This is a genomic window from Pseudomonas sp. D8002, from assembly GCF_013385695.1.
In the GTDB taxonomy this organism is placed as follows: domain Bacteria; phylum Pseudomonadota; class Gammaproteobacteria; order Pseudomonadales; family Pseudomonadaceae; genus Aquipseudomonas.
This window is the reverse complement of record NZ_JACAPM010000035.1, coordinates 1-23,250: the sequence shown is the minus strand read 5'-3', so window position 1 is coordinate 23,250 and position 23,250 is coordinate 1. Positions and strand designations below refer to the sequence as shown.

Genomic DNA, 23,250 nt, shown 5'->3' with positions numbered 1-23,250 from the left:
AGACTCAGCGATCATCCTCACGGATCGACGATGGATGCCGGCACAGGGCATTCACTTCGATGGCCATGTAAGGATAAAGCGGCAGTTGCATCAGCAGGTCATGCAGTTCCTGCACGCTGTCGACATCGAACACGCTGTAGTTGGCGTACAGCCCGGCGATGCGCCACAGGTGGCGCCATTTGCCTTGCTCCTGGAGCCGCTGGGAGAAGGCTTTTTCTTCAGCCTTGAGGCCGGCAGCGCGCTCGGGGTTCATGTCGACGGGCAGGTTCACGGTCATTTTTACGTGGAACAACATCGCAGGTGTCCTCTTGTTATTTATCGCGACGGAAGAACGCCAGGCGCTCTTCATCGATGGCCAGGCCCAGGCCCGGAGCGGTGGAGACATGCAGGTGGAAATCGCGGTACACCAGCGGCTCGGCGAGGATGTCTTCGGTGAGCAGCAGCGGGCCGAACAGCTCGGTGTCCCACGCCAGTTTGTTCAAGGTGAGAAAGGCATGGGCCGAAGCCAGGGTACCGATACCGCCTTCGAGCATGGTGCCGCCGTACAGGCCGATACCCGCCGCCTCGGCAATCGCAGCGGTGCGCAATACCGCACGCGGCCCGCCGTTTTTGGCGATCTTCAGGGCGAACACCGAGGCCGCGCCTTCGCGGGCCAGGTTGAAGGCATCTTCCACGCATTCGATGGACTCGTCGGCCATGATCGGCGCCGGGCTCGACAGGTTGAGCCGCACCATGCCACTACGGTTGTTGCGCGAGATCGGTTGTTCGATCAGGTCGATACCGTTGTCACCCAGCACCTTGCAGGCGCGCAGGGCGACGGCTTCGTCCCAGGCCTGGTTGACGTCGACCCGCACACTGGCGCGGTCGCCCAGGGCTTTTTTGATCGCGATGACGTGGGCCAGGTCCTGGCTGACTTCACCGGCGCCGATCTTCAATTTGAAAATGCGGTGGCGGCGCAGGTCGAGCATCTTCTCGGCCTCGGCGATGTCTTTTTCGGTGTTGCCGCTGGCCAGGGTCCAGGCCACCGGCAAGGCGTCCCGCACGCGGCCGCCGAGCAATTCGCTGACCGGCAGGTTCAGGCGTTTGCCGAGGGCGTCGAGCAAGGCGCTTTCGATACCCGACTTGGCAAAGGTGTTGCCCCGGATGCTGCGCTCCAGGCGCAACATGGCGGCATTGATGTTGCTCGCGTCCTGGCCGAGCAGCAGCGGCGCGAAGTGCCGGTCGATGTTGATCTTGATGCTGTCGGGGCTTTCATTGCCGTAGCTCAGGCCGCCGATGGTGGTGGATTCACCAATGCCTTCGATACCGTCGGCGCAGCGCACGCGGATGATCACCAGGGTCTGGTTCTGCATCGTGTGCATCGCCAGTTTGTGCGGGCGGATGGTAGGGAGATCGACGATGATGGTCTCGATCGACTCGATGGCGCAAATCGGCATGGCAATACCCGTTGGGTTCTTTATAGATTTGGCCTGATTCTGTTCCGGATCTCTGCTGGCTTCCAATATAGAATGAGTCTCGAACAATACCCTTAAGGTATGAATGGAGTCCTTATGGAACTGCGCCATCTGCGTTACTTCCAGGTGCTGGGGGAAACCCTCAACTTCACCCGCGCCGCCGAACGCCTGCACATTGCCCAGCCGCCGCTGAGCCGGCAGATCCAGCAACTGGAGGACGAACTGGGTGTGGTCCTGCTGGAGCGTGGGCGCCCGTTGCGCCTGACCGAAGCCGGGCGGTTTTTCTATGAGCACGCCAATGTGCTGCTGGAGCAACTGGGCAAGGTGTGTGACAACACCCGGCGCATAGGCCTTGGGCAGAAAACCTGGCTGGGCATCGGTTTTGCGCCGTCGACGCTGTACGGCGTGCTGCCGGAGTTGATTCGCCGGCTGCGCAGCCACGATGGCCTGGAGCTGGAGTTGGGCCTGTCGGAGATGACCACGCTGCAACAGGTTGAAGCTCTCAAGGCCGGGCGGATTGACGTGGGCTTCGGGCGGATTCGCATTGACGACCCGGCCATTGTGCAGCGGGTGTTGGTGGAGGACCGGTTGGTGGCGGTGTTGCCCGCCGGGCATCCCCTGCTGGGCGCCCCGGCCACCCTGGCGCAATTGGCCGCTGAACCCTTCGTGCTGTATCCCGGCAACCCGAGGCCGAGCTACGCCGACCATGTGATCGCGCTGTTCGATGCCCATGGCTTGAGCCTGAAGGTTTCGCAGTGGACCAACGAATTGCAGACCGCCATTGGTCTGGTCGGCGCAGGCATGGGCGTGACCCTGGTACCCGCCTCGGTGCAGGTACTGCACCGCGCAGACATTGGCTATACGCCGGTGGTGGAGGCCACCGCCACGTCGCCGATCATTCTCAGCCGGCGGATCAATGACCAGTCGCCGGGGCTCAGTCATTGCCTGCAACTGGTGGAAGAGTTGATTTAAAAGAACACCACACATCCAATGTGGGAGCGGGCTTGCTCGCGAATGCGCAGTGTCAGTCACCGAATGAGTTGGCTGATGCACCGCATTCGCGAGCAAGCCCGCTCCCACAGTTGATCTCCGTTGTTTTTGAGTAAAGTGTTCACCCCCGCATGCGCCGGGCGTCGTTGCGCTGCAGCGTCTGGCTGGGAGACTCGTCGAACAGCTTGCGGTATTCGGCCGAGAATCGCCCCAGGTGGGTAAAGCCCCAGCCCAGGGCGATTTCGGAGATAGTACGGGTTGAGCCATGTTCGAGGATTTGCTGGCGCACGGCACCCAGGCGGTATTTCTTCAGATAGGCCATGGGCGACAGGGCGAAGTATTTGCGGAAGGCATCGAACAGCTTGAAGCGCGACACGCCCGCCGCCGCCTCCAGATCCTCCAGGTGCACCACTTCCCGGGCGTTGTCGTGGATGTACTGTCGGGCACGAATCAAATAGTGCGGCAGCTTCACCCCCAGCACGTCCCGCAGTTCTTCGGAATAGTTGTTCGGCTGGGCCAGGATCAGGCCCTTGATCAGCGAGCTTTCCAGGTCCCGGGTAAACGCCACCTGGTCATACAGCTCGCTGCTGCGCTCCAGTTCGGCGATGAAATACCGCGCCATGCGCCACCACGACGCGGAAGCGCCGTCCACCGCGTCCATCGCCGACTCGAAGCGCAGCGGCGCTTCAATCGGCCGCTGCAGCAGGCCTTCCAGGGATTCGCTCATCGCCGCGCGGGTGATCACCACCTGCAACTTGCGGCAGTCGCCGGAGATCTCCAGCACCTGATGTTCGTTGGGCGAGATGATCACGCCCTGGTCACGGTTGGAGCTGAGCCGCACGCCGTTCTTGCTCAGTTCCTGCTCGCCCACCAGCGGCAGGGTCAGGCTGTAGCTGCTGAAGTGCTCGGCGTCTTCGATGTCGATGGTGACATCGGTGCCGTATTCGATAATCCCCAGCGTCGTGGCGCGGGACTTGAACACATTGGCGCTGTGGTGAAAGCGGATGCGCTCCGGCGTCGCGGTTTGCAGGCGGTGCGGCCCGCAAATGCCGGACATCCAGCTGCAGGCGCCTTCAAGGTCGAAGCGCTCGATACGTATATCGCGTGTATTGCTACTCATCACGGGGCACCCACGGCAATTGTGGCCGGCGCGCTCTGACGGCGCGTCCTGGTAGATCGACAGCAAGTTTTGCGCCACGCCAGCGGGATCGCCACTGGGTGGATAGCAACCGTCGACTAAGTGGATAACAAGCAGACTTTTCCGACAATCGCCTTGCAAGACAGTAGCGCATTCCGCCACCGCCCTGCACCGCCGTGGGTATTTCGTGCCCAACTAAGTGGCCCACCTTCCCCCATTAACCGGATAGCCCGGTGCCCCGCCGCAGCCTCTTAATGGCCTACCCGTCTAGCCATTATCAAAAAGGTGCCTCCCATGAGTGGTGCAAGAAGCGTCGAGCAGTGGAAAAGCTTTATCGAAGGCTGCCTGGACTTCCGTCCGGTGGATGAGGTGTTCCGCATCGCCCGGGACATGTTCACCGAGCCGGAGTTGTTCGAGCTGGAAATGGAGCTGATCTTCGAAAAAAACTGGATCTATGCCTGTCACGAGAGCGAACTGGCCAACAAGCACGACTTCGTGACGATGCGCGCCGGGCGCCAGCCGATGATCATCACCCGCGACGGCGAAGGCCAGCTCAACGCGCTGATCAACGCCTGCCAGCACCGGGGCACCACCCTGACCCGAGTCGGCAAGGGCAACCAGTCCACCTTCACCTGCCCGTTCCATGCCTGGTGCTACAAGAGCGATGGCCGGCTGGTGAAGGTCAAGGCGCCGGGGGAATACCCGGAAGGCTTCGACAAGGCCACTCGCGGCCTGAAAAAAGCGCGGATCGAGAGCTACAAGGGCTTCGTCTTCATCAGCCTCGACGTGAACGGCACCAACAGCCTGGAAGACTTCCTCGGCGACGCCAAAGTGTTCTTCGACATGATGGTCGCCCAATCGGCCACCGGTGAGCTGGAAGTGCTGCCGGGCAAGTCCGCCTACACCTACGACGGTAACTGGAAACTGCAAAACGAGAACGGCCTGGACGGTTATCACGTCAGCACCGTGCACTACAACTACGTGGCCACGGTGCAGCATCGCCAGCAGGTCAATACGGAAAACGGCACCGGCTCGGGCACGACACTGGACTACAGCAAGCTCGGCGCCGGCGACGCGAACACCGATGACGGCTGGTTCGCCTTCAACAATGGCCACAGCCTGTTGTTCAGCGACATGCCCAACCCCACCGTGCGTTCGGGCTACGCCACCATCATGCCGCGCCTGATCGAAGAACACGGCCAGCAAAAAGCCGAATGGATGATGCACCGCCTGCGCAACCTGAACATCTACCCGAGCCTGTTCTTCCTCGACCAGATCAGTTCGCAGCTGCGGATCATCCGGCCCATCGCGTGGAACAAGACCGAAATCATCAGCCAGTGCCTGGGGGTGAAGAACGAGTCTGACGCCGACCGTGAAAACCGTATTCGCCAGTTCGAGGATTTCTTCAACGTCTCGGGCATGGGCACGCCGGATGACCTGGTGGAATTTCGCGAAGCCCAGCGCGGCTTCCAGGGCCGCCTGGAGCGCTGGAGCGATATTTCCCGTGGCAGCCACCTCTGGGAAACCGGGCCGACCCCCAACAGCGAAGCCATCGGTATCCAGCCGGCGATGACCGGCACCGAATTCACCCACGAAGGGCTGTACGTCAACCAGCACCGCAACTGGCAGAAATTCCTGCTGGACGGGCTCGACCAGCAAGCCCTGAAACTGCGGGAGGTGGAATGATGAATGCGCAATTGCAGTACCGGATCGAGCAGTTTTTTTATCGTAAATCCGAGCTGTGCGATGCCCAGGACTGGGACGCCTACGTGCAGTTGTTCGACCCGCAGAGTGAATTCCACCTGCCGCAGTGGGATTCGGAACATGTCTACACCCGCGACCCGAAGCGCGAAATGTCGTTGATCTACTACGCCAACCGCTCGGGGCTGGAGGATCGGGTGTTTCGCCTGCGCACGGGCAAGGCCGCGTCGGCCACGCCGATGCCAAGGACGCTGCATTTGATCAACAACGTGCGGATTGCCGAGCAACCGGGCGGGCTGCTGGAAGTGAAGTTGAACTGGCACACGTTGTTCTATCGACTGGCGACGTCGGAGCAGTTCTATGGCAGCGCCACCTACAGCCTCAAGCCCGATGGCGACAGTTGGTTGATCACCCGCAAGCATGCGCTGCTGCTCAACGACACCATCAACTCGGTGCTGGATTTCTATCACCTGTGACCTGATGCATTACACCTGTGGCGAGGGAGCTTGCTCCCGCTGGACCGGGTTGGCGCTCCAGTGCGTAGCGCTCCCGGCGTTTTGGGGCTGCTGCGCAGCCCAGCGGGAACAAGCTCCCTCGCCACAGGTAAATCGCAGGCATAGAAAATCAAACTCGCGGAGTTCTGCGAATGAATCACAAAGTGGCCTTCAGTTTTGCCGACGGCAAGACCCTGTTTTTCCCGGTGGGCGCCAATGAGATCCTGTTGGATGCGGCGTTGCGCAACGGCATCAAGATCCCGCTCGACTGCCGCGAAGGCGTTTGCGGCACCTGCCAGGGCCGCTGCGAGTCCGGCGACTACAGCCAGGACTACGTGGACGAGGAAGCCCTCTCCAGCCTCGACCTGCAACAACGCAAAATGCTCAGCTGCCAGACCCGGGTCCAATCCGATGCGGCGTTTTATTTCGATTTTGATTCCAGCCTGTGCAACGCGCCGGGGCCAGTACAAATCCGCAGTACGGTGAGCCAAGTGCAACAGGTCTCGGCCAGCACCGCGATCCTGCACCTGCAGCTTGAACACCCATTGGACTTTTTGCCGGGCCAATATGCCCGCCTGTCGATTCCCGGCACCGACAGTTGGCGCTCCTACTCTTTCGCCAACCGCCCGGGCAATCAGTTGCAGTTCCTGATCCGCCTGCTGCCCGATGGCGTGATGAGCAACTACATTCGCGAACGCTGCCAGGTCGGTGATGAGTTGCTGCTGGAAGCGCCATTGGGTGCCTTCTACCTTCGGCATGTCACCCGACCGCTGGTGTTGGTGGCCGGTGGCACTGGTTTATCGGCGCTGCTGGGCATGCTTGACGACCTGGCCGCCAGCACCTGCCAACAGCCGGTGCACCTGTATTACGGCGTGCGGGGTGCGGCCGATTTATGCGAGGCAACACGCATAAAAGCCTACGCCGATACGATCCCGGGGTTTCGCTACACCGAGGTACTCAGCGACCCACCTTCGGACTGGGCCGGCAAACGCGGCTACCTCACCGAGCATTTCGACCTGGCCGAATTGCGGGATCAATCGGCAGATATGTACGTCTGCGGCCCCCCTCCGATGGTCGAATCCATCAAACAATGGCTGCTGGATCAGGCACTTGATGGCGTTCAGCTGTATTACGAAAAGTTTACCGAGAGTAATATCTGACCCCTCAGCGGTTTGAGGGGCTGGTTCGGTGTGCGATCAACCCTGAAAAAAACAAGTAGAAGGGAATGTTAATGGCGGATGACATGGTTAACCCGGTGGGCCTCAAGCGTGGCCTGAAGAACCGGCATATTCAGCTGATTGCCTTGGGAGGGGCGATCGGGACCGGGCTGTTCCTCGGCTCGGCGGGCGTGCTCAAGTCGGCGGGGCCGTCGATGATCCTGGGCTATGCGGTAGCCGGGTTCATCGCGTTCCTGATCATGCGCCAGCTGGGCGAAATGATCGTCGAGGAACCGGTGGCCGGCTCCTTCAGCCACTTCGCCCACAAGTACTGGGGCGGTTACGCAGGCTTCCTCGCCGGCTGGAACTACTGGGTACTCTACGTGCTGGTGGGCATGGCCGAGCTGACAGCGGTGGGCAAGTACATCCAGTTCTGGTGGCCGGAAATTCCGACCTGGGTCAGTGCGGTGGTGTTCTTTGTGCTGGTCAACCTGATCAACACCCTCAACGTGAAGTTCTTCGGTGAGACCGAGTTCTGGTTCGCGATCATCAAGGTGGTGGCGATTGTCGGCATGATCGTGCTCGGCTGCTACCTGCTGTTCAGCGGCACCGGCGGCCCGCAAGCCTCGGTGAGCAACCTGTGGAGCCACGGCGGGTTCTTCCCGAATGGCGGCATGGGGCTGTTGATGTCCATGGCGTTCATCATGTTCTCGTTCGGCGGCCTGGAGCTGGTGGGTATTACCGCCGCCGAAGCCAGCGAACCCCGCAAGGTGATCCCGAAGGCGATCAACCAGGTGGTGTACCGGATCCTGATTTTCTACGTCGGCGCCCTTACCGTGCTGCTGTCGTTGTACCCATGGGACCAACTGCTGCAAACCCTCGGCGCGTCGGGCGATGCCTACAGCGGCAGTCCGTTCGTGCAGATCTTTTCCTTGATCGGTAACGACACCGCCGCCCACATCCTCAACTTCGTGGTCCTGACCGCGGCACTGTCGGTGTACAACAGCGGCGTGTACTGCAACAGCCGCATGCTGTTCGGCCTGGCCGAGCAAGGCGACGCGCCGAAAGCGCTGATGAAGTTGAACAAGCAAGGCGTGCCGCTGCGTGCCCTGGGCATCTCCGCCCTGGTGACGCTGCTGTGTGTGGTGATCAACTACGTCGCGCCGCATGACGCACTGGAGCTGTTGTTTGCGCTGGTGGTTGCCTCGTTGATGATCAACTGGGCGCTGATCAGCCTGACCCACATCAAGTTCCGCAAGGCCATGGGCGAGCAAGGCGTGGTGCCGTCGTTCAAGACCTTCTGGTTCCCGTTCAGCAACTACCTGTGCCTGGCGTTCATGCTGATGATCATCTGCGTGATGCTGGCGATTCCGGGTGTGCGGGCGTCGGTGTATGCGATCCCGGTTTGGGTCGGGATCATCTATGTGGCGTACCGGTTGCGGTTGAACAACGCGAAGGCAGTAACAGCGCAATAACCCATGTGGGAGCGGGCTTGTGTGGGAGCGGGCTTGCTCGCGAAGGCGTCGTGTCAGTCACCTGATGTATTGACTGACCCACCGCTTTCGCGAGCAAGCCCGCTCCCACATTTTGATCGTATTCCAAATGAAAAGCCCCGGTACTGATGAGTACCGGGGCTTTTTGTTGGGCCTTGATTACAGCGTAGAACGCACTCGCCACAGCTCGGGGAACAATACGGTGTCGAGCATCTTGCGCAGGTAGCCCACGCCTTCGGTGCCGCCCGTACCAGGTTGGAAGCCGATGATCCGCTCCACGGTGGTGACATGGCGGAAGCGCCACTGGCGGAAGGAATCTTCCAGGTCGATAAACTTTTCGGCCAATTGGTACAGGTCCCAATACCGGCTCGGATCGCGATAAACCTCGCGCCACGCCGCCTCCACGGAATCATCGTGAACCGTTGGCGCCGTCGGGTCGCGTTCGGCGCGCTTGGGGTCGATCGCCAGCCCGGCCTTGGTCATCAGGTTGATCGCTTCGTCATACAGCGACGGCGTGGCAATCGCCACCTGCAGCTCCTTCAACAACTCCGGCCGGTGGGCGTGAGGCCGCAACAGCGCCGCGCTTTTGTTGCCGAGGATGAATTCGATTTCCCGGTACTGGAACGACTGGAAACCCGACGACTGCCCCAGGTACGGGCGGATCGACTTGTACTCCGACGGCGTCATGGTCGCCAGTACCGCCCAGGCGTGCACCAACTGGTCAAAGATCCGCGACACCCGCGCCAGCATCTTGAACGCCGGCGGCAGCTCACCCAGGCGCACGTGCTCACGGGCGGCCTTGAGTTCGTGGAGCATCAACTTCATCCACAGCTCCGAGGTCTGGTGCTGGATGATGAACAGCATCTCGTTGTGGTCCGGTGACAGCGGGTGCTGGGCGCTGAGCACTTTGCCCAGGTCCAGGTAGTCGCCGTAGCTCATGGACTCGGAAAAATTCAGCTCGGCGTTATGCCATTCTTCCGGCGGCTGGTAGTCAGGGGAGAAAGGACACTGGCTCATCGCGTGGGCTCCTTGAGCGGGCGGAGAATGGCTCGTACCGGGCTGGCATCGAGGTTGGCAAAACGCAGCGGCAGCGCGATCAACTCGTAATCGCCCTCCGGCACGTCGTCGAGGACGATGCCTTCGAGAATCGCCATGCCATGCCGGGCGACGGCGTTGTGGGAGTCCATGGTCTTGGACTGCTGCGGGTCCAGGGACGGTGTGTCGATACCGATCAGGCGCACACCGAGGCTGAACAGCAACTCGACCGTTTGCGGGGCGACGGCGGCGAAATTCGAATCCCAGGCATCCAGCGGCGCCTGTTGATAAGTGCGCAACAGTACACGCTCCGGCAGGTTTTCCAGCCGACCTTCCAACTGATGCGGCTGCACCAGCGCGCCGCTGCCCAGGCAATGCAGCACCCGGCACGGGCCCATGTACACATCCAGGGACACTTCGCCAATCGGCGCGCCGTCCGCGCTGTAGTGCAACGGCGCGTCCACATGGGCGCCGGTGTGGGGTGACAGGGTGATGCGTCCGACATTCACCGGGCACTCGGGGCCGAACTGCCAGACCCGCTCTTCCTGAAACGGCGTATCACCCGGCCAGGTCGGGGTCGCGGTGCTCAAGGGCGGGCTGATGTCCCACCACGTTTTTATTGGATTCATTTCAAGGCTCTCGGTCGTTACTGGGGTGAATGATACGAGGGCCGGCTGTAAATATTCTTGCGAATTCCAGCGCAAAGTAGGAAATCTTTCGCACTTACTGCGAGGAAATGGCTGATTGGCGCACAGATATTTCGTACCGACTCAATCCTTCAAACAACAAATATCCCCTGTGGGAGCCGGGCTTGCCCGCGATGAGGTCGGCACAGCGTGCCCTTCCATCGCCTGACACTCCGCCACCGCGGGCAAGCCCGGCTCCCACAGGGGTTGGCGGTGACTCACGGCTGTGCAAATGACTGCGCTTCTGGGCATCCCGATGTCGAGTCCAGACCACTGGCGGGCCGCCCAAGGCGATAGGGTTCGGACTTCCCTTCCACTGCCTCGGAATCATCATGTCCAAGCCAATCACCGTACTGCGCGACACCCATCCACTGCCGGTGCTGGACGCCTGCAAATGGGAAAAACTCGAAGGCGACCCGCACACCGTCAACCTCAACGCCTACACCAGCGAGGACGGCAGCAAGATCATGGGCACCTGGATCTGCACCCCCGGCAAATGGCGGGTGGAGTATGTGAAGTGGGAATACTGTCACTTCCAGGAAGGCTACTGCGTGATCACCCCGGACGGCCTGGAGCCGATCCATTTGCGGGCTGGGGATATCTTTGTGGTGGAGCCGGGGATGAAGGGGACGTGGGAAGTGGTCGAGACGGTGCGTAAGTATTTTGTGTTTGCCTGATCCCACCACCTGGAAAGGGGTCGCCCTGGCCCCTTTTACCTCAACGACGACCGTCGCGCCCTTCTGATAAAAGCAGCACCTCCCTGCCCCTCTTCCAACAACAATCGCTGTTATTCGTGACAACAACCCTTGATATTCGAAAACAATCAATTAGTATTTTGTGACAGAATATTGTGAGCACCAAGTTCTTGAAAAAATCTCATGACGTAATGCGCAAAATACATAATCAAACTCACCAAACAGTACAACCACTACTTTAGTTATAGATAAGATTGACTTTTGACACCCCCCTACACTTTGAGATAGCTTTCTTGCAACCGGTCTATACTCGAATATCATAGCATTATAACCCGATGATAATAAGAGGTACGGAGAAGGTGCAGAACTTCACATAATCGCAACCTTCACTGCACATTGATGGAAAACGCGCAGCGATTTGAATTAGACTCCAATGAATCAATTGATTACCCCATTGGTTTGTTCTAAGGACTCCACACGTCTTCCAGCACTTACTGCACGCGGCAGTCGAGACCGCGCTTTTGTAAAAGGATCAAGAAAATGCCTGAAAAAACAACACGTCTGACCATTCTCATCGACTTCCCGACCAAGCAGCGTCTGGAGTCGCTGTCCGAGGAAGTTGACCTTACTATTTCTCAGGTTATTCGCAAGCTGATTCGTGACCATCTCCAGCAATACGAGAGCCAAGTCCCGCCCTCCGTGCTGGAGCCGGAGAAAGAGGATTCATCGCTCTGCTCTTGATATATAAGCCTGGTTAATTTGCCTTTATAAAATTGTGCGGCATAACTTTCTGCTTATTTATCAGCTGGCGCGCAGTTTAATCATGAACACTGCGCGCCACCCCTCTCCAAGTTAAAAACTGGTGATGAACTATGCCTGTGAAACAGCAATGGCTTGCTTGTTATGCTCATCTAAGCAAAGAAATGAATGGGCCTGCTGTATCATCAGACACCGCGCAGCCCTGTACCTTGTTTTTCTCCATGAGCGACAGCACCCAGCGCGCGCATGTTTTTCATATCACGGCAGATAACTTCGAAGCTGCCTGGCAAACCGGTATGCAGCGCTTGCAGGGTGCCTACGAACGAGACCGTGCGCAGTCAGGCAACATCGTCGAACGTTCATGGATACGCGTCGAATGCGCGATCAACGTAACCGCCATCACCTGGGCCGAACTCAATGCGCGCTTCAAGCGCCACAAGCGTAATTACTTCCGGCGCGGCATCGCCTTCGATGCGGCGCTGCATATCGCGATCACCGAACAGGAACTGAACGCCAACGCGATCCTGTATGGCGGCAACGCTATCAATCACGCGAGCTTCAATGCCGGCAATTTTTCGGTGTACGCCAGGCGCCGTTTTACCGGGCTCAATACAGCCGACCTGATCGCCACACTTGAACCCGAGACCCCCGTGTTCCTGTTCGACACCAAGGGCGTTTTTTGTGCCGAAGACGGCGTGCCCCACCCGCTGAACCCTGGCCCGACAGAAACCGGCTGGCGCACCCTCGCAGCGCTGGAGCCCGGCATGGTAAAGGCGAGCATCATCAGCGCCGCAAGCTACCTGAGCACTCAGGTGCAGGGCGGCGGCCAGTTCGTCTACGGCTACTTCCCGTGCTTTGACCGGGCGATAAAAAACTACAACACCCTGCGCCACGCCAGTACCACCTATTCGATGATCGAGGCCTGGGCACTGACCGGCGATGAGGCGCTTAAATCCGCCATCGACCGCTCGCTGGCCTACCTTACCCAGGAACTGATCAAGTCCTACGTGCTGCCCGACGGCAGTGTGGCCGCGTATCTGCTGGACACCGGTGACGAGATCAAACTGGGTGGCAATGCCGTGTGTTTGTTGGCGCTGGTCAAATACAGCGAAGTCACCGGCACCCGCCACTACCTACCCGTGCTGGAAGCCCTGGCCAATGGCATGGCCTGGATGCAGGACGCGACCACCGGCGCCTTCGTGCACGTCTTGCATGGCCGTGACCTTACCGTCAAAGAGGCGTTCCGGATCATCTACTACGACGGCGAGGCCGCGTTCGGGTTGATCCGCCTCTACGGCCTCACCGGCGATGAGCGCTGGTTAACCGTGGTGGAAAAAGCCTTCGACTACTTCATCGAAAAACAGCACTGGCGCGAGCACGATCACTGGCTCAGCTATTGCGTGAACGAACTGACCCGCTACCGACCTGACGAAAAGTATTTCCGCTTCGGCCTGAATAACGTCGCCGGTTATCTGGGGTTCGTGCAACAGCGCATCACCACCTTTCCGACGCTACTGGAATTGATGATGGCTGCGCAGCAGATGCTCGAACGCATCGCCCAGCAAGCGCAATTGCGCCACCTGCTCACCGAGATCGACCTGCACGCGTTTTACCGCGCCCTGCATCATCGTGCGCGCTATTTGTTCAACGGGTATTTCTGGCCGGAAACGGCGATGTATTTCGCCAATCCTGCGCGCATTGCCGGCTCGTTTTTTATCCGTCACCACGCGTTCAGGGTGCGCATCGACGACGTGGAGCATTACCTCTCGGGGCTGATTGCCTACCACCGCTACCTGCTCGACGGCGCGCCGCAAGTGAGCCTGGCCCAGGACGCAGCGCCCCTCGGCTGGGTCTGGGACGCCAACACCCTGGCTCGGGTGACACACGGCACCTGGGCCAAACAGCCGCCGCCCGGTTGGTACACGTCGGGTTTGACGCCGTCCATGCAGTTTTTCAAACCCCAGCGCATGCTCAATCGGCACCCCAGCAAGGTGGGACCGAACGAAGTGCAGTCGGCGCTGCGCTGGGCCCAGGCCAGTCCTGAGCGGCGCCCCTCGGCGTTCTTGTGTGTAGACCCGACGCCCTACCTGGACAGCGGCCTGCCGGTGTTACAGGTCGCCGATACCAGCGAGGCCATGCTGCAAATGGGTCGATACGCCAGGCAGCAATTCACTGGCCAGGTGTTCGGCGTCACCGGCAGCTTCGGTAAAACCACCGTGGTCGCCATGCTCGGCCACGCCCTGAAACACTGGGGCGAAGTGGGCCACACCGAGGCCAACGCCAACCTGCCCCATGGGATCGCCTGGAACCTGGCGAGCATGCCCCGGCCGGCCAAATTCTGGGTACTGGAAATGGCCGTGGGCCGCATGCCGATTAACTCGGAGCTGGTGCGCCCACACATTGCTATCGTGACCGGGCTGGCTCCGGCGCACCTGGAATACCATGGCACCCTGGAAAACCTGGCGCGTAAAAAGAGCGCGATCTTCCGCTCGATGGCACCGGGTGGGCACGCGGTGCTGTGCCGCGATATGCCGCACTACGAGGTGTTCGCCCAGGCCGCCGAAGTCGCGCGCTTGCACGTGACCAACTATGGCGAACACGCCGATGCCGATGTGCGCCTGCTCGACGTGTGCAGCGAGGCCGACCGGGTCTACGTCACCGCGCAACGTGACACGCAACGGCTGGATTTCAGCCTGAGTGCTCGCGGCCGACACATGGTGCTCAACGCACTGGGGGTGCTGGCGTCGCTGTTCGCCGCCGGGCTTGACGCCGACCAGGCACTGGAAGTGCTGACCGGCTTCCAACCGGTGGAAGGTCGCGGCAATATCCGCTCGATCAAATGCACCGACGGGCATTTCCAGTTGATCAACGATGCGTACAACGCCAACCCCGGCTCGATGGCTGCGGCCTTGCGCTCGATGGCCGACCTGCCCGTGGCCTCGCGACACCGGGTAGTAGTGTTGGGCGACATGCTGGAGCTGGGCCCCGACGCCCAGCGCTACCACCTGGAATTGGCTGACTCGCTGCGCGCGGCGGCGCCCCGGCATTTGGTGCTGTGCGGACCGCTGATGCGTGAGGTGTACCGGGTGCTGCGCAGTGAGCTGTCAGTGCAGTGGTTCGAGGATGCCACGGCATTAGGCCAGGCGTTGGCGCGCCACCCCGGCCAGTGGTTCCAAGCGGGGGATTGGGTACTGGTGAAAAGCTCCGGTGGTACCGGGTTGTCGCAGATCTGTGATTGGCTGAACACGACCGAACAGGCGGTGCCGGCGGGTTAGCCCGCGCAGCCCGCTGCTGTCTTCAGGCCAATGTCATTGCGCAGTTGGTGAAACATCGCAGGCACACCCTGCGCCTTGACCAACTGCGCCTGATGCCCGGCGCGAATCAACGCCTGGTAAAAACGCTCCTGCAACACAAATGGGGTTACCTGGTCGTCCACGCTGCCAATCACGAACAACTGCCGCGCAGGCGCAACGGCAATGCCGGCCAGGTGCTCCAGGGGATCGTAGGGGTGCAATAAACCATTGGTGTCGCGTCCCGGACGCGAAGGCAGGCCTTTGCTTTGACGCAACATCTGCGCGCGCTGCACCAGGGCAAACGCGCCGGAAGTCATCACTGCACACTTCACATCGGTACGCCCCAAGGTCAACAACGCCGCGGCCACCGTGGCGCCGCCGCTGTGCCCCAGCAACACAAACTGCCCGATGCCGTAACGCTTGCGCAGCTCGTTGAGCGCAGCGTCCAGCACAATGAATTCCCGCGCCTGGCGCCGCTGCCCATGGTTGCCGCTGGAACCGTAGGTGCCAGGTCGCGCCACAATCACCACCGGTACGCCCGCACGCCGGCTCAGGGCCTTGGCCTGCCTGGCCTTGGCGGCCAGGGTATTGCCACGGATCGACTCGGGCGAGCGGTGCATTTCCACGTTGCGGTCGCCATGAAACATCACGATTACCACGGGCGCACGGCTCAGCACCGCCCCGGAAAAATAGCGAATGCACTCATCGCCCCCGGCCAACTCGACCCAAAGTGAAGAGTCGACCTGGTTGCAGGTCGACTGGTCGGCCGGGGTGTTCCAAAGCAACGGTGTCGAACCCTCACTCAGGGCCCACGCGCCCGGCACGCCGGCCCACAACAGCATCCACCACAACGCAAACCTGGCCACAGCCACCTCGCCTAACGCTCGCGCAAGGCCTCCCGCGCACGGTTCATGGGCTTGATCAAATAGTCGAGCACGGTTTTCTGGCCGGTCTTGATATCCACCGAGGCAATCATCCCAGGCACAATCGAAAACGACTTGCCGGCCTTGTTTTTCAAGGTGTCAGCGTCGGTGCGGATGAACACTCGATAGTAAAAAACTTCTGGCTTGACCTCGTCCTGGATAGTGTCCGGAGAAATGGTCACGACCTTGCCGTCCATGCCGCCATAAATGGCGTAGTCGTAGGCGGTGATCTTGACCTTGGCCACCTGGTCGGGATGGATAAAGGCGATATCTCGCGGGGAGATACGCGCCTCGATCAACAACTGCTCATCCAGGGGCACAATCTGCATCAGGCGCCCGTTGGGCGGGATAACCCCGCCGATGGTGGTGACCTCTATCCCCTTGACGATACCGCGCACCGGCGAGCGCAGGGTCAGGCGGGTCACCGAGTCGGAGCGCCCGCGCATGACTGACGACAGCGTCTCGACGTCGGCATTGACCTTCGCCAGGTCCTCACCGGCCCGCACCATATACTCGGAGCGGGCCTGGGTCAGTTTCAACTCCAGCTCGGCCTTTTGGCGCTTGAGGCGCAACACCTCAACGTTGCTGGCGGCGCCGACCTTGGCCAGGTTTTCGGTGATTTCCAGCTCGCTACGCACCAGCCCGAGCGACGATCGCACGCCGGCCAACGATTCTTCGAGGCCCTTGCGCCGAGTGTTGAACAGGTCGGTTTCGGCGCGCACCAGTGCGGGGTAACGCTCAAGCTCCGGGGGGAACAGTAACGGTTTACCGTCTACCTCGGCCTGCAAACGCGCGACGCTGGCCAGCGACGCCCGGTACTTGGCGGCACTTTCATCAAAGTTGGATTCGGTCTTGGTCGGGTCAAGCCTGGCCAACGTCTGGCCATTTTTGACGATATCGCCCTCCCCCACATTCAATTCCGTGACGATGCCGCCTTCCAGCGACTGGATGATTTGCTCACGCGAGGTCGGGATGACTTTGCCGCTGCCCGTCGAGACTTCGTCCACTTCAAAAAAGTAGGCCCAGGCACCAAACGCAATCAGCATGACAAACACCCAACCCACCACGCGCGTGGCGCGCACCACGGTGCGTTCATCCACGCCGTCGTGGGTATGCCGGGCGCCTTCGTCTTCGGTGGCGAGCAGGGGTATGGTTTTCGGCGCAGGGTTTTTCACTGGGTTTTCCCCTTCGGTTTGGACAGGCGCGCAATCGCGTTGGCTTTGCTGTCATCGACGATGATCTGGCCGTTGTCGACCACGATCACCCGATTCACCAGGCTCAATACACTCATGCGGTGCGTGGCGATAATCAGCGTGCGGTGGGCTGCCCAGCGGTCGAGGTTGTGGATCAACTGGCGCTCGGTCGCTTCATCCAGGGACGCGGTGGGCTCGTCGAGCAACACGATATGCGGCTGGCGAATCATCAGCCGCGACAGCAGCAGCGACTGACGCTGCCCGCCCGACATGCCCAGGCCACCTTCCAGGATCATGTGGTCCAGGCCGTCGGCGAACTTGCCGATGAAGTCGCCCGCACCGGTCAGCGCCAGGGCCTGGAGGATTTCCTGATCGCTGGCATGCGGCGCCCCCATGATCAGGTTGTCGCGCAGCGTGCCGTGGAACAGCCGCGAGTTTTGTGTCATCAGCCCCACATCGCGGCGCACGTCGGCGGGGTCGATGTGGCTGAGAGCAACGCTATCCAGGCTGATGGTGCCGGCCTTGAGGTCGAGCATCCCGGCCAATGCCTGCAACAGCGTGGATTTACCCGCGCCGTTACGCCCCAGAATCGCGATGCGTTCGCCCGGCTGGATCTTCAGGTCGGCCACACGCAGCGCCGGTACGGGGGCATCGTCGGAATACTGGAATGTGGCCTGGCTCAGCGCGTATTGGCCTTTGATCACCGGCAGGTGCACGCGCTTGCTGCCCTCGGAATGGTCCACCGGCAATTCCATGATCCGGTTCAGGCCTTGCAGCGCAACCTTGGCCTGCTGCCAGCGCGTCAGCACCTGGGTGACCTGGGACATCGGCGCCATCATCCGCGACGCCAGGATCGACGCCGCGACAAGGCTACCGGTGGTCATGTCGCTGGCCATGACCATGGGCGCACCGAACACCACCACCACGGCAAACACCGAGCCCTGCACATTGTTGCTCCAGGCCACCAGTTTGTTGGTGAGCATGCGCAGGCGCAGGCTGGCGTCGCCGCAGGTGGCGTTGTAGTGATTCCATTGTTGCTGGAAGCGCTGTTCGGCCTGCAACGCCTTGATGTCGTCCAGGCCTTGTATGGTCTCCACCAGCATTGCGCTGCGCAACGAGCTTTCACGCATCGACTCATTCGCCAGTGCCGCGAGTTTTTTCTGCGCCAACAGCCCGGGCACTATCAGGAACAGCACAGCCACCATTGGCACCGCCACCAGCGGGCCGGCGATCAACCAGTAGATCACCAGAAACAGCAGGAAGAACGGCAGATCGGCCAGCGCCGTGGCGGTGCTGGAGGTGATCAGCTCACGCAGTTGTTCCAGTTCCTTGAGCTGCGAAATGAACGAGCCGGTGGACTTCGGCCGGGCGCTGTTACGCAAGCGAATGGCATGCCCGAACACCAGGTCGGAAACGCGCAGATCCGCGCGTTTGCCGAGCATGTCGGTGATGCGCACACGGGTGATGCGCATGATGAAATCAAACACCAGCGCCAGCATCACCCCGCCAAACAGCACATACAGGGTGGGCATGGATTCGGCCGGGATCACCCGGTCGTACACCTGCATCGAAAACAGTACCCCGGCCAACCCCAGCACGCTGGTGACCAGCGACGCGAGCATCACATAGCCATAGGGCCGCAGGTCGCGCAGCACGATGTTTTTGAACCACGCCTTCTCGTAAGGCTTGATGTAGTCGTCGACACGCCGGTCACGCACTGCCGCCATGGGTCGCAGAATCACGCTCTTGCGCGCTTGCTCCAACAGGTCCTGGCGGGTGAGCCGGCTTTGCAGGCCGCCGTCGCCGCTGTAGGCGATGCCCAGGTTGTCGCCGTCGCCGAGGGTTTCGAGCACACCCACCTGGCCGTCGGCAAATTGCAGCACCACCGGTAATTGGCGCTGCATCAGCGTGGTTTCGCTGAAGTCGGCAATCACGCAGTTCAACCCCGCCTGGCGGGCCATCTGCCGTACCACCTCTTCCACCGAAGCGCCTTCGGTCCATTGTGCAGCGATGCGCACGCTTTGGGCCGAGCATTCCAGGCGGTAATGCCGGGCCACGCTCAGGACGGCCTCCAGCCACACGTCATAATCCACTGCGGGCGCCGGGTTCAGCGGGGTTTGTACTGCGTTGGTTTCGCCCGCAAGCATCACAGCATCATTCATGGCCGAATCTCCACACCTTGCAGGGTGCTGTTGTCCAGGTGGAACGCCGTGCGCAGTGCGCCCGTGTTGTAGAGGCAATCGATTTTCAGGCGGCGCAGGTCAGCGGCGGTGTTTTCCCGGTCCATGCGTGCCTGGTGAATTTCCTGCTCGGCATTCAGCAGGTCGAGCAACGGCCGTGTGCCCAGTTCGAGGTACTGCTGGCGATACAGGTCGCGGGTTTCGGAGATGCTGCGCTCACGAAAATCCAGGGTGGATAGCCGCTGGCTGAGGCTTGAGATTTGATCCCGCGCCTCCAGCAACCCCTGGCGAACCGCAAGGCGCGCGGCGTCGTTGGCGGCATCGGCGGAACGCAGGGCCTGTTGCGCGGCGGATTTGCGGGCGGTGATTGCGCCGCCCTGGTACAGCGGCATTTTCACGTTGAGAAATACGCCGTAACGGGTACGGTCGCGGCCGCCGGGGACGTTGCTGTCGTCGTTGTTGTCCAGGTAGTGCGTGATGGACGGGTCCAGCGACACGGTCGGCAACGCCTCGGCACGGGCTTGTGCAATCAGCGCCAGCGCATCGACACGCTGCGCCTGGGCGATCAGCAGGGTCGGCGTGACTGCCGTATCGGGTACCACGCCCACGCAGGATTGCTCCAGGCTTGCCGGAAAACCATGCGCCACGCTCACTGGCGCCTGCGACCCAAGCAGGCTGCTCAACGTGCTGCGCCAGCGATTGAATTGCGCGGTGAATTGCAATTGCGTCGCCACCGAGGCCTCGACCCGCGAGCGGGCCTGGATCAGGTCCGAACGGGTGCTGGCGCCCATGTCGCTGCGCTTTTTGGCCAGCTCTGCAATCGCCGAAATGCCGTCGATTTGCTCGCGAGCCAGTTGCACCAGCAACTGCGAGCGCTGCAGTTCGATCACGGCGAACGAGGTATCGCGCGCCACCTGATCGATCGACAGCAACACCGACGCTTGGCTGGCACTGACCCGCGCCAGCGCACTGTCGACAGAACTTGAGACCTTGCCGAAGTCGTAGAGCATCTGCGACGCCGACAACGAAAACGCACGGCTCTGGCCGTTGCCCCTGAGGCCGCTGTCGTAGCCGGAGTTGAAGCCACCGCTGATTTGCGGGTAATAACCGGAACGGGCGATGTTCACGTTCTCGTTTTGTTGGTACAGCTGGCCGATCGCCTCGGAAATTGCCGGGTGCCATTCCACCGCCAGTTGAATGGCGCGTGTCAGGTCAAGGTTGCTCGGTATGACGTGCTCGGGTGCCACCGGTGCGCTGACGCCCGTTGGCCCACCGGGTAAATGTGTGCCCAGGTTGCTCGGGCTGATGATGTTGACGCGTTCTTCATCGTCGATATACGACGCTGCCATGACCGGCGCACGCTCGGGCGCGATCATTGCGACTGCCAGAATTACGGCAGACAGCTGCTTGGCCAAACTCTTTTGCCTCACTGCTAGTCACCTGACTGTTGTCAAACCTGATGAGTACAACAACGGACCGTGACTGACGTCACGGCCCATCGCTGCATTACCGTTGGTAGGGAAAACCGGGCCTCGCGGCCCGGCCGGCAGGGGTGGCGTTACACCACGCTGATGCCGCTCTGTACCCAGAGCTGATGGGTTTCATCTTCCGGACTGGTGTAGATCACGTACTCAAGACCGTTCTCTACCTGGGTCGCACCGGCGCTCCAGTCACCTGTCAGGTGCACGCTGTCCTGATCGTCGCCCTGGATCATCAAGCGATCCGACTCAGGCCCGGTGATGGACACCAGGTCTTCGAGGCTCAGGGTCAGGTCGACGGCGCTGACATCGTTCAGGTCGATGCTGTGCACCCCGCTGACTGTGCCAATCAGGTCGGTGAGGTTGATGGCTGCATCGCCGCCTTCCCACAACAACCCGTCTGCACCCGCGCCAGCATCGACATGGGTGAAGTCGGTGTCGTCGGCCACCACGGCATCGTGGTGATCGCCGTCAACGTTGGCGCCGTCATCCGCCGCCTGGTCCACCGCACTGTGGGCAGCGGCAATGCCGGCACCTTCAGTGGCTGGCGCACCCGGGTTGGCGTCGTCCCAGACCAGGTCGCGATCCGGCGAGTCGATGCGCACGTAGAGGTCGGCGGTGTCTTCCTGGCCGGTTGGCGTGGTGAGCTTGTAGGTGAATTTATCCACCTGGCCAATCTCGTCCAGCGTCAGCCCGGCATGCGGGGTGTAGACGTACTTACCATCGGCAAACACGGTCAATGTGCCGTGGTCACCGTTGATTTTCGTCCCCGTTTGCCCAGGAATCACATAGACCCCGTTGACCAGCACACTGAGTACCGTCAGCGGCGAACCGAGGACATCCGGCCCGGACAAGCTGTCGGACAGCAGGTTGCCAGTCGCATTGCTCATTGCACCGGTCACGAACTCCGTGAGGGAGGTGGTAGTGAGCTTCTGCGCAATGTGCAGCGCACTCAGCGACAGCACGGCACCGGTCGTCCCGGTCACGCGATAGGTCCCGGCATCCAACCCTTGGAACGTGTGGTTCGCCTGGGTAGTGGTCTGCTGCGTGACCCATTCGTTACCGATGAACTTCTGCAGATTGACGGTCGTGCCTGGCAACAACGCAATGCCGGTGACGGTGACGTTGATCGCAAGCTCTGCGGTCGTGCCCGTGGCAACGTTGATCGCTGCACCCGTACCCGTACTGCTGCCGAGCAGTGCCAGGTTGTAGCTCAGGGGCGCCAGGTCGGCCTGGGTGACCAGGTTGACGATGTCGATCTGCGCCGAACCCAGGTCATCATTGGCAACCGTGTTGATCACGCCGGGCGCAGATGGATCGGTAGCGCTCCAGTCCACGTTGACACTCGGGCTGTCGATACGCACATACAAGGTTGCCGAGGCCGAAGCACCGGCACCATTGACCAGGTGATACTCGAAGGCATCCACCTTGCCGATGCTGGCGACATCGCCGTTCGGGGTGTACTTGTACTCGCCGTTGGCGAAGATGGTCAGCTGACCATATTGGCCCTGCAGCACCGTGCCGGTGGTGGCGTCGGCATCGACGAATTCGCCGTTGACCTCGACCTGCACCTTCACTGGCCCGCCGGTTCCCGGTTCATCCGGTTTACCGCCAATGCCCGGGTCGGTGATGACGTTGCCGGTGACATCCGGCCCTGCTTCCCCGGTGAAGTCGGTGAGGCTGTCATTGGTGACGCTCAACTTGGCCGTGGCCCCTGCACCAACGCTGACCAGGTTGGGGTCGAGCTTGAGGGTAAAGCGATACTGCCCGGCTTCCAGGCCTTCGATTTTGGCGCTGGAGCTTTGTCCGAACAGCCCCAACAGGTCGAGCAAGCCCGAACCGTTGCTGCCTTGTTGCACCGGCAACCATCCACCGGCACCGTCGCTCACTTCCAGCGTGGCAGTGAAGCCACCGCCCAACAGCGAGACCAGGTCGGCCTGGGCAAACTGCAGGTTCAGCGTTCCGCTGGAACCCTCGGCAACCGAGAACTCCTGCTGCTTGGTGTGATCGCCCAGAATGATGCCGCCGACACCCAACAGGGTGAACACGCGCATATCGGCCAGGCCGGTGTTGGATGTTACGGGTTTGATGGTTACTTCGCCGGTAGCGAGGTCGTCGAAGGCTTCGAGGTCGGCGTCGGCGTCGGCGTCCGCATCAGCGTCGGCATCGGCATCGGCATCGGCATCGGCATCGGCGTCAGCATCCGCATCCGCATCCGCGTCGGCATCGGCATCGGCATCAGCATCAGCATCGGCGTCGGCGTCGGCGTCGGCGTCGGCATCAGCATCCGCGTCAGCATCGGCGTCCGCATCAGCATCAGCATCAGCGTCGGCATCAGCATCCGCGTCCGCATCGGCATCCGCATCCGCATCCGCATCGGCATCGGCGTCGGCATCCGCGTCAGCATCCGCATCAGCGTCAGCGTCAGCGTCGGCATCAGCATCCGCGTCCGCATCCGCATCCGCATCGGCATCGGCGTCGGCATCCGCGTCAGCATCCGCATCAGCGTCAGCGTCAGCGTCAGCGTCAGCGTCGGCATCAGCATCAGCGTCCGCATCAGCATCGGCATCGGCATCAGCAT

At 61.1% G+C, this 23,250-nt stretch carries 19 protein-coding genes; 9 read left to right on the top strand and 10 right to left on the bottom strand.

Annotation, left to right across the window (positions count from 1 at the left end; translation table 11 throughout):
- Positions 1–4: 4 nt before the first annotated feature.
- Both catC and HX807_RS21220 read right to left on the bottom strand, forming a co-directional pair.
- On the bottom strand, positions 5–295 hold the full coding sequence (gene catC / locus HX807_RS21225; protein WP_003212310.1) for a muconolactone Delta-isomerase: 291 nt from the start codon (positions 293–295) through the stop codon (positions 5–7).
- Positions 296–311: 16 nt separating this feature from the next.
- On the bottom strand, positions 312–1,436 hold the full coding sequence (locus HX807_RS21220) for a muconate cycloisomerase family protein (RefSeq protein ID WP_177050942.1): 1,125 nt from the start codon (positions 1,434–1,436) through the stop codon (positions 312–314).
- Between the two features lie 114 nt (positions 1,437–1,550).
- Between HX807_RS21220 and HX807_RS21215 the strand changes: the two genes are divergently transcribed.
- The gene (locus HX807_RS21215) at positions 1,551–2,426 is read left to right on the top strand and encodes a LysR family transcriptional regulator (RefSeq protein WP_003212314.1); all 876 of its coding nucleotides are present in this window, start codon (positions 1,551–1,553) and stop codon (positions 2,424–2,426) included.
- Positions 2,427–2,565: 139 nt separating this feature from the next.
- On the opposite strand, the gene HX807_RS21210 is transcribed toward HX807_RS21215, so the two are convergent.
- Complete coding sequence (locus HX807_RS21210) at positions 2,566–3,564, bottom strand: helix-turn-helix domain-containing protein (protein WP_177050940.1); 999 nt, start codon at positions 3,562–3,564, stop codon at positions 2,566–2,568.
- Positions 3,565–3,876: 312 nt separating this feature from the next.
- Here HX807_RS21210 and antA point away from each other — a divergent pair, with 312 nt between their 5' ends.
- From antA to HX807_RS21190, 4 genes are all read left to right on the top strand, one after another.
- Entirely contained in the window at positions 3,877–5,268 is a 1,392-nt protein-coding gene (antA, locus tag HX807_RS21205; protein ID WP_177050938.1) for an anthranilate 1,2-dioxygenase large subunit, read from the top strand.
- Positions 5,268–5,759 carry an anthranilate 1,2-dioxygenase small subunit gene (antB, locus tag HX807_RS21200; RefSeq protein WP_102368034.1) on the top strand — a complete coding sequence of 164 codons (492 nt, stop codon included), beginning with the start codon at positions 5,268–5,270 and terminating at the stop codon, positions 5,757–5,759. The genes antA and antB overlap by 1 nt, the downstream gene beginning before the upstream one ends.
- A 170-nt stretch (positions 5,760–5,929) precedes the next feature.
- The gene (gene antC / locus HX807_RS21195; protein WP_177009245.1) at positions 5,930–6,937 is read left to right on the top strand and encodes an anthranilate 1,2-dioxygenase electron transfer component AntC; all 1,008 of its coding nucleotides are present in this window, start codon (positions 5,930–5,932) and stop codon (positions 6,935–6,937) included.
- Between the two features lie 71 nt (positions 6,938–7,008).
- A complete protein-coding gene (locus HX807_RS21190; RefSeq protein ID WP_003212324.1) occupies positions 7,009–8,409 on the top strand; it encodes an amino acid permease in 1,401 nt (466 codons plus the stop codon).
- 177 nt (positions 8,410–8,586) lie between these two features.
- Here the strand turns inward: HX807_RS21190 and kynA are convergent, their stop codons facing one another.
- Entirely contained in the window at positions 8,587–9,444 is an 858-nt protein-coding gene (gene kynA / locus HX807_RS21185; protein ID WP_008436669.1) for a tryptophan 2,3-dioxygenase, read from the bottom strand.
- Positions 9,441–10,091, bottom strand: a complete 651-nt coding sequence (gene kynB, locus HX807_RS21180; protein WP_177050936.1) for an arylformamidase — start codon at positions 10,089–10,091, stop codon at positions 9,441–9,443. The genes kynA and kynB overlap by 4 nt, the downstream gene beginning before the upstream one ends.
- 389 nt (positions 10,092–10,480) lie before the next feature.
- Here kynB and HX807_RS21175 point away from each other — a divergent pair, with 389 nt between their 5' ends.
- From HX807_RS21175 to HX807_RS21165, 3 genes are all read left to right on the top strand, one after another.
- Positions 10,481–10,825 (top strand): cupin domain-containing protein, encoded by a 345-nt coding sequence (locus HX807_RS21175; protein WP_003212331.1) that lies wholly within the window; start codon positions 10,481–10,483, stop codon positions 10,823–10,825.
- Positions 10,826–11,383: 558 nt separating this feature from the next.
- Positions 11,384–11,584, top strand: coding sequence for a hypothetical protein (locus HX807_RS21170; protein WP_003212332.1), 201 nt, complete (start codon positions 11,384–11,386; stop codon positions 11,582–11,584).
- Between the two features lie 239 nt (positions 11,585–11,823).
- Positions 11,824–14,877 carry a UDP-N-acetylmuramoyl-tripeptide--D-alanyl-D-alanine ligase gene (locus tag HX807_RS21165; RefSeq protein WP_177050934.1) on the top strand — a complete coding sequence of 1,018 codons (3,054 nt, stop codon included), beginning with the start codon at positions 11,824–11,826 and terminating at the stop codon, positions 14,875–14,877.
- Here HX807_RS21165 and HX807_RS21160 read toward each other — a convergent pair.
- The 5 genes from HX807_RS21160 to HX807_RS21140 form a co-directional block, all read right to left on the bottom strand.
- On the bottom strand, positions 14,874–15,737 hold the full coding sequence (locus tag HX807_RS21160) for a S9 family peptidase (protein ID WP_177050996.1): 864 nt from the start codon (positions 15,735–15,737) through the stop codon (positions 14,874–14,876). The genes HX807_RS21165 and HX807_RS21160 overlap by 4 nt on opposite strands.
- A gap of 35 nt (positions 15,738–15,772) precedes the next feature.
- Positions 15,773–16,963, bottom strand: a complete 1,191-nt coding sequence (locus HX807_RS21155) for an HlyD family efflux transporter periplasmic adaptor subunit (RefSeq protein ID WP_087693464.1) — start codon at positions 16,961–16,963, stop codon at positions 15,773–15,775.
- A gap of 26 nt (positions 16,964–16,989) precedes the next feature.
- Positions 16,990–19,173, bottom strand: coding sequence for a type I secretion system permease/ATPase (locus HX807_RS21150; protein WP_177050933.1), 2,184 nt, complete (start codon positions 19,171–19,173; stop codon positions 16,990–16,992).
- Positions 19,170–20,567, bottom strand: coding sequence for a TolC family outer membrane protein (locus HX807_RS21145; protein WP_085984651.1), 1,398 nt, complete (start codon positions 20,565–20,567; stop codon positions 19,170–19,172). Before HX807_RS21145 ends, HX807_RS21150 begins: the two co-directional genes overlap by 4 nt.
- A gap of 182 nt (positions 20,568–20,749) precedes the next feature.
- Positions 20,750–22,723, bottom strand: coding sequence for a BapA/Bap/LapF family large adhesin (locus HX807_RS21140; RefSeq protein ID WP_256349554.1), 1,974 nt, complete (start codon positions 22,721–22,723; stop codon positions 20,750–20,752).
- Between HX807_RS21140 and HX807_RS21135 the strand changes: the two genes are divergently transcribed.
- On the top strand, positions 22,673–23,250 hold a 578-nt coding region (locus tag HX807_RS21135), incomplete at its 3' end, for a hypothetical protein (protein WP_177050932.1). The two genes, HX807_RS21140 and HX807_RS21135, sit on opposite strands and share 51 nt — an antisense overlap.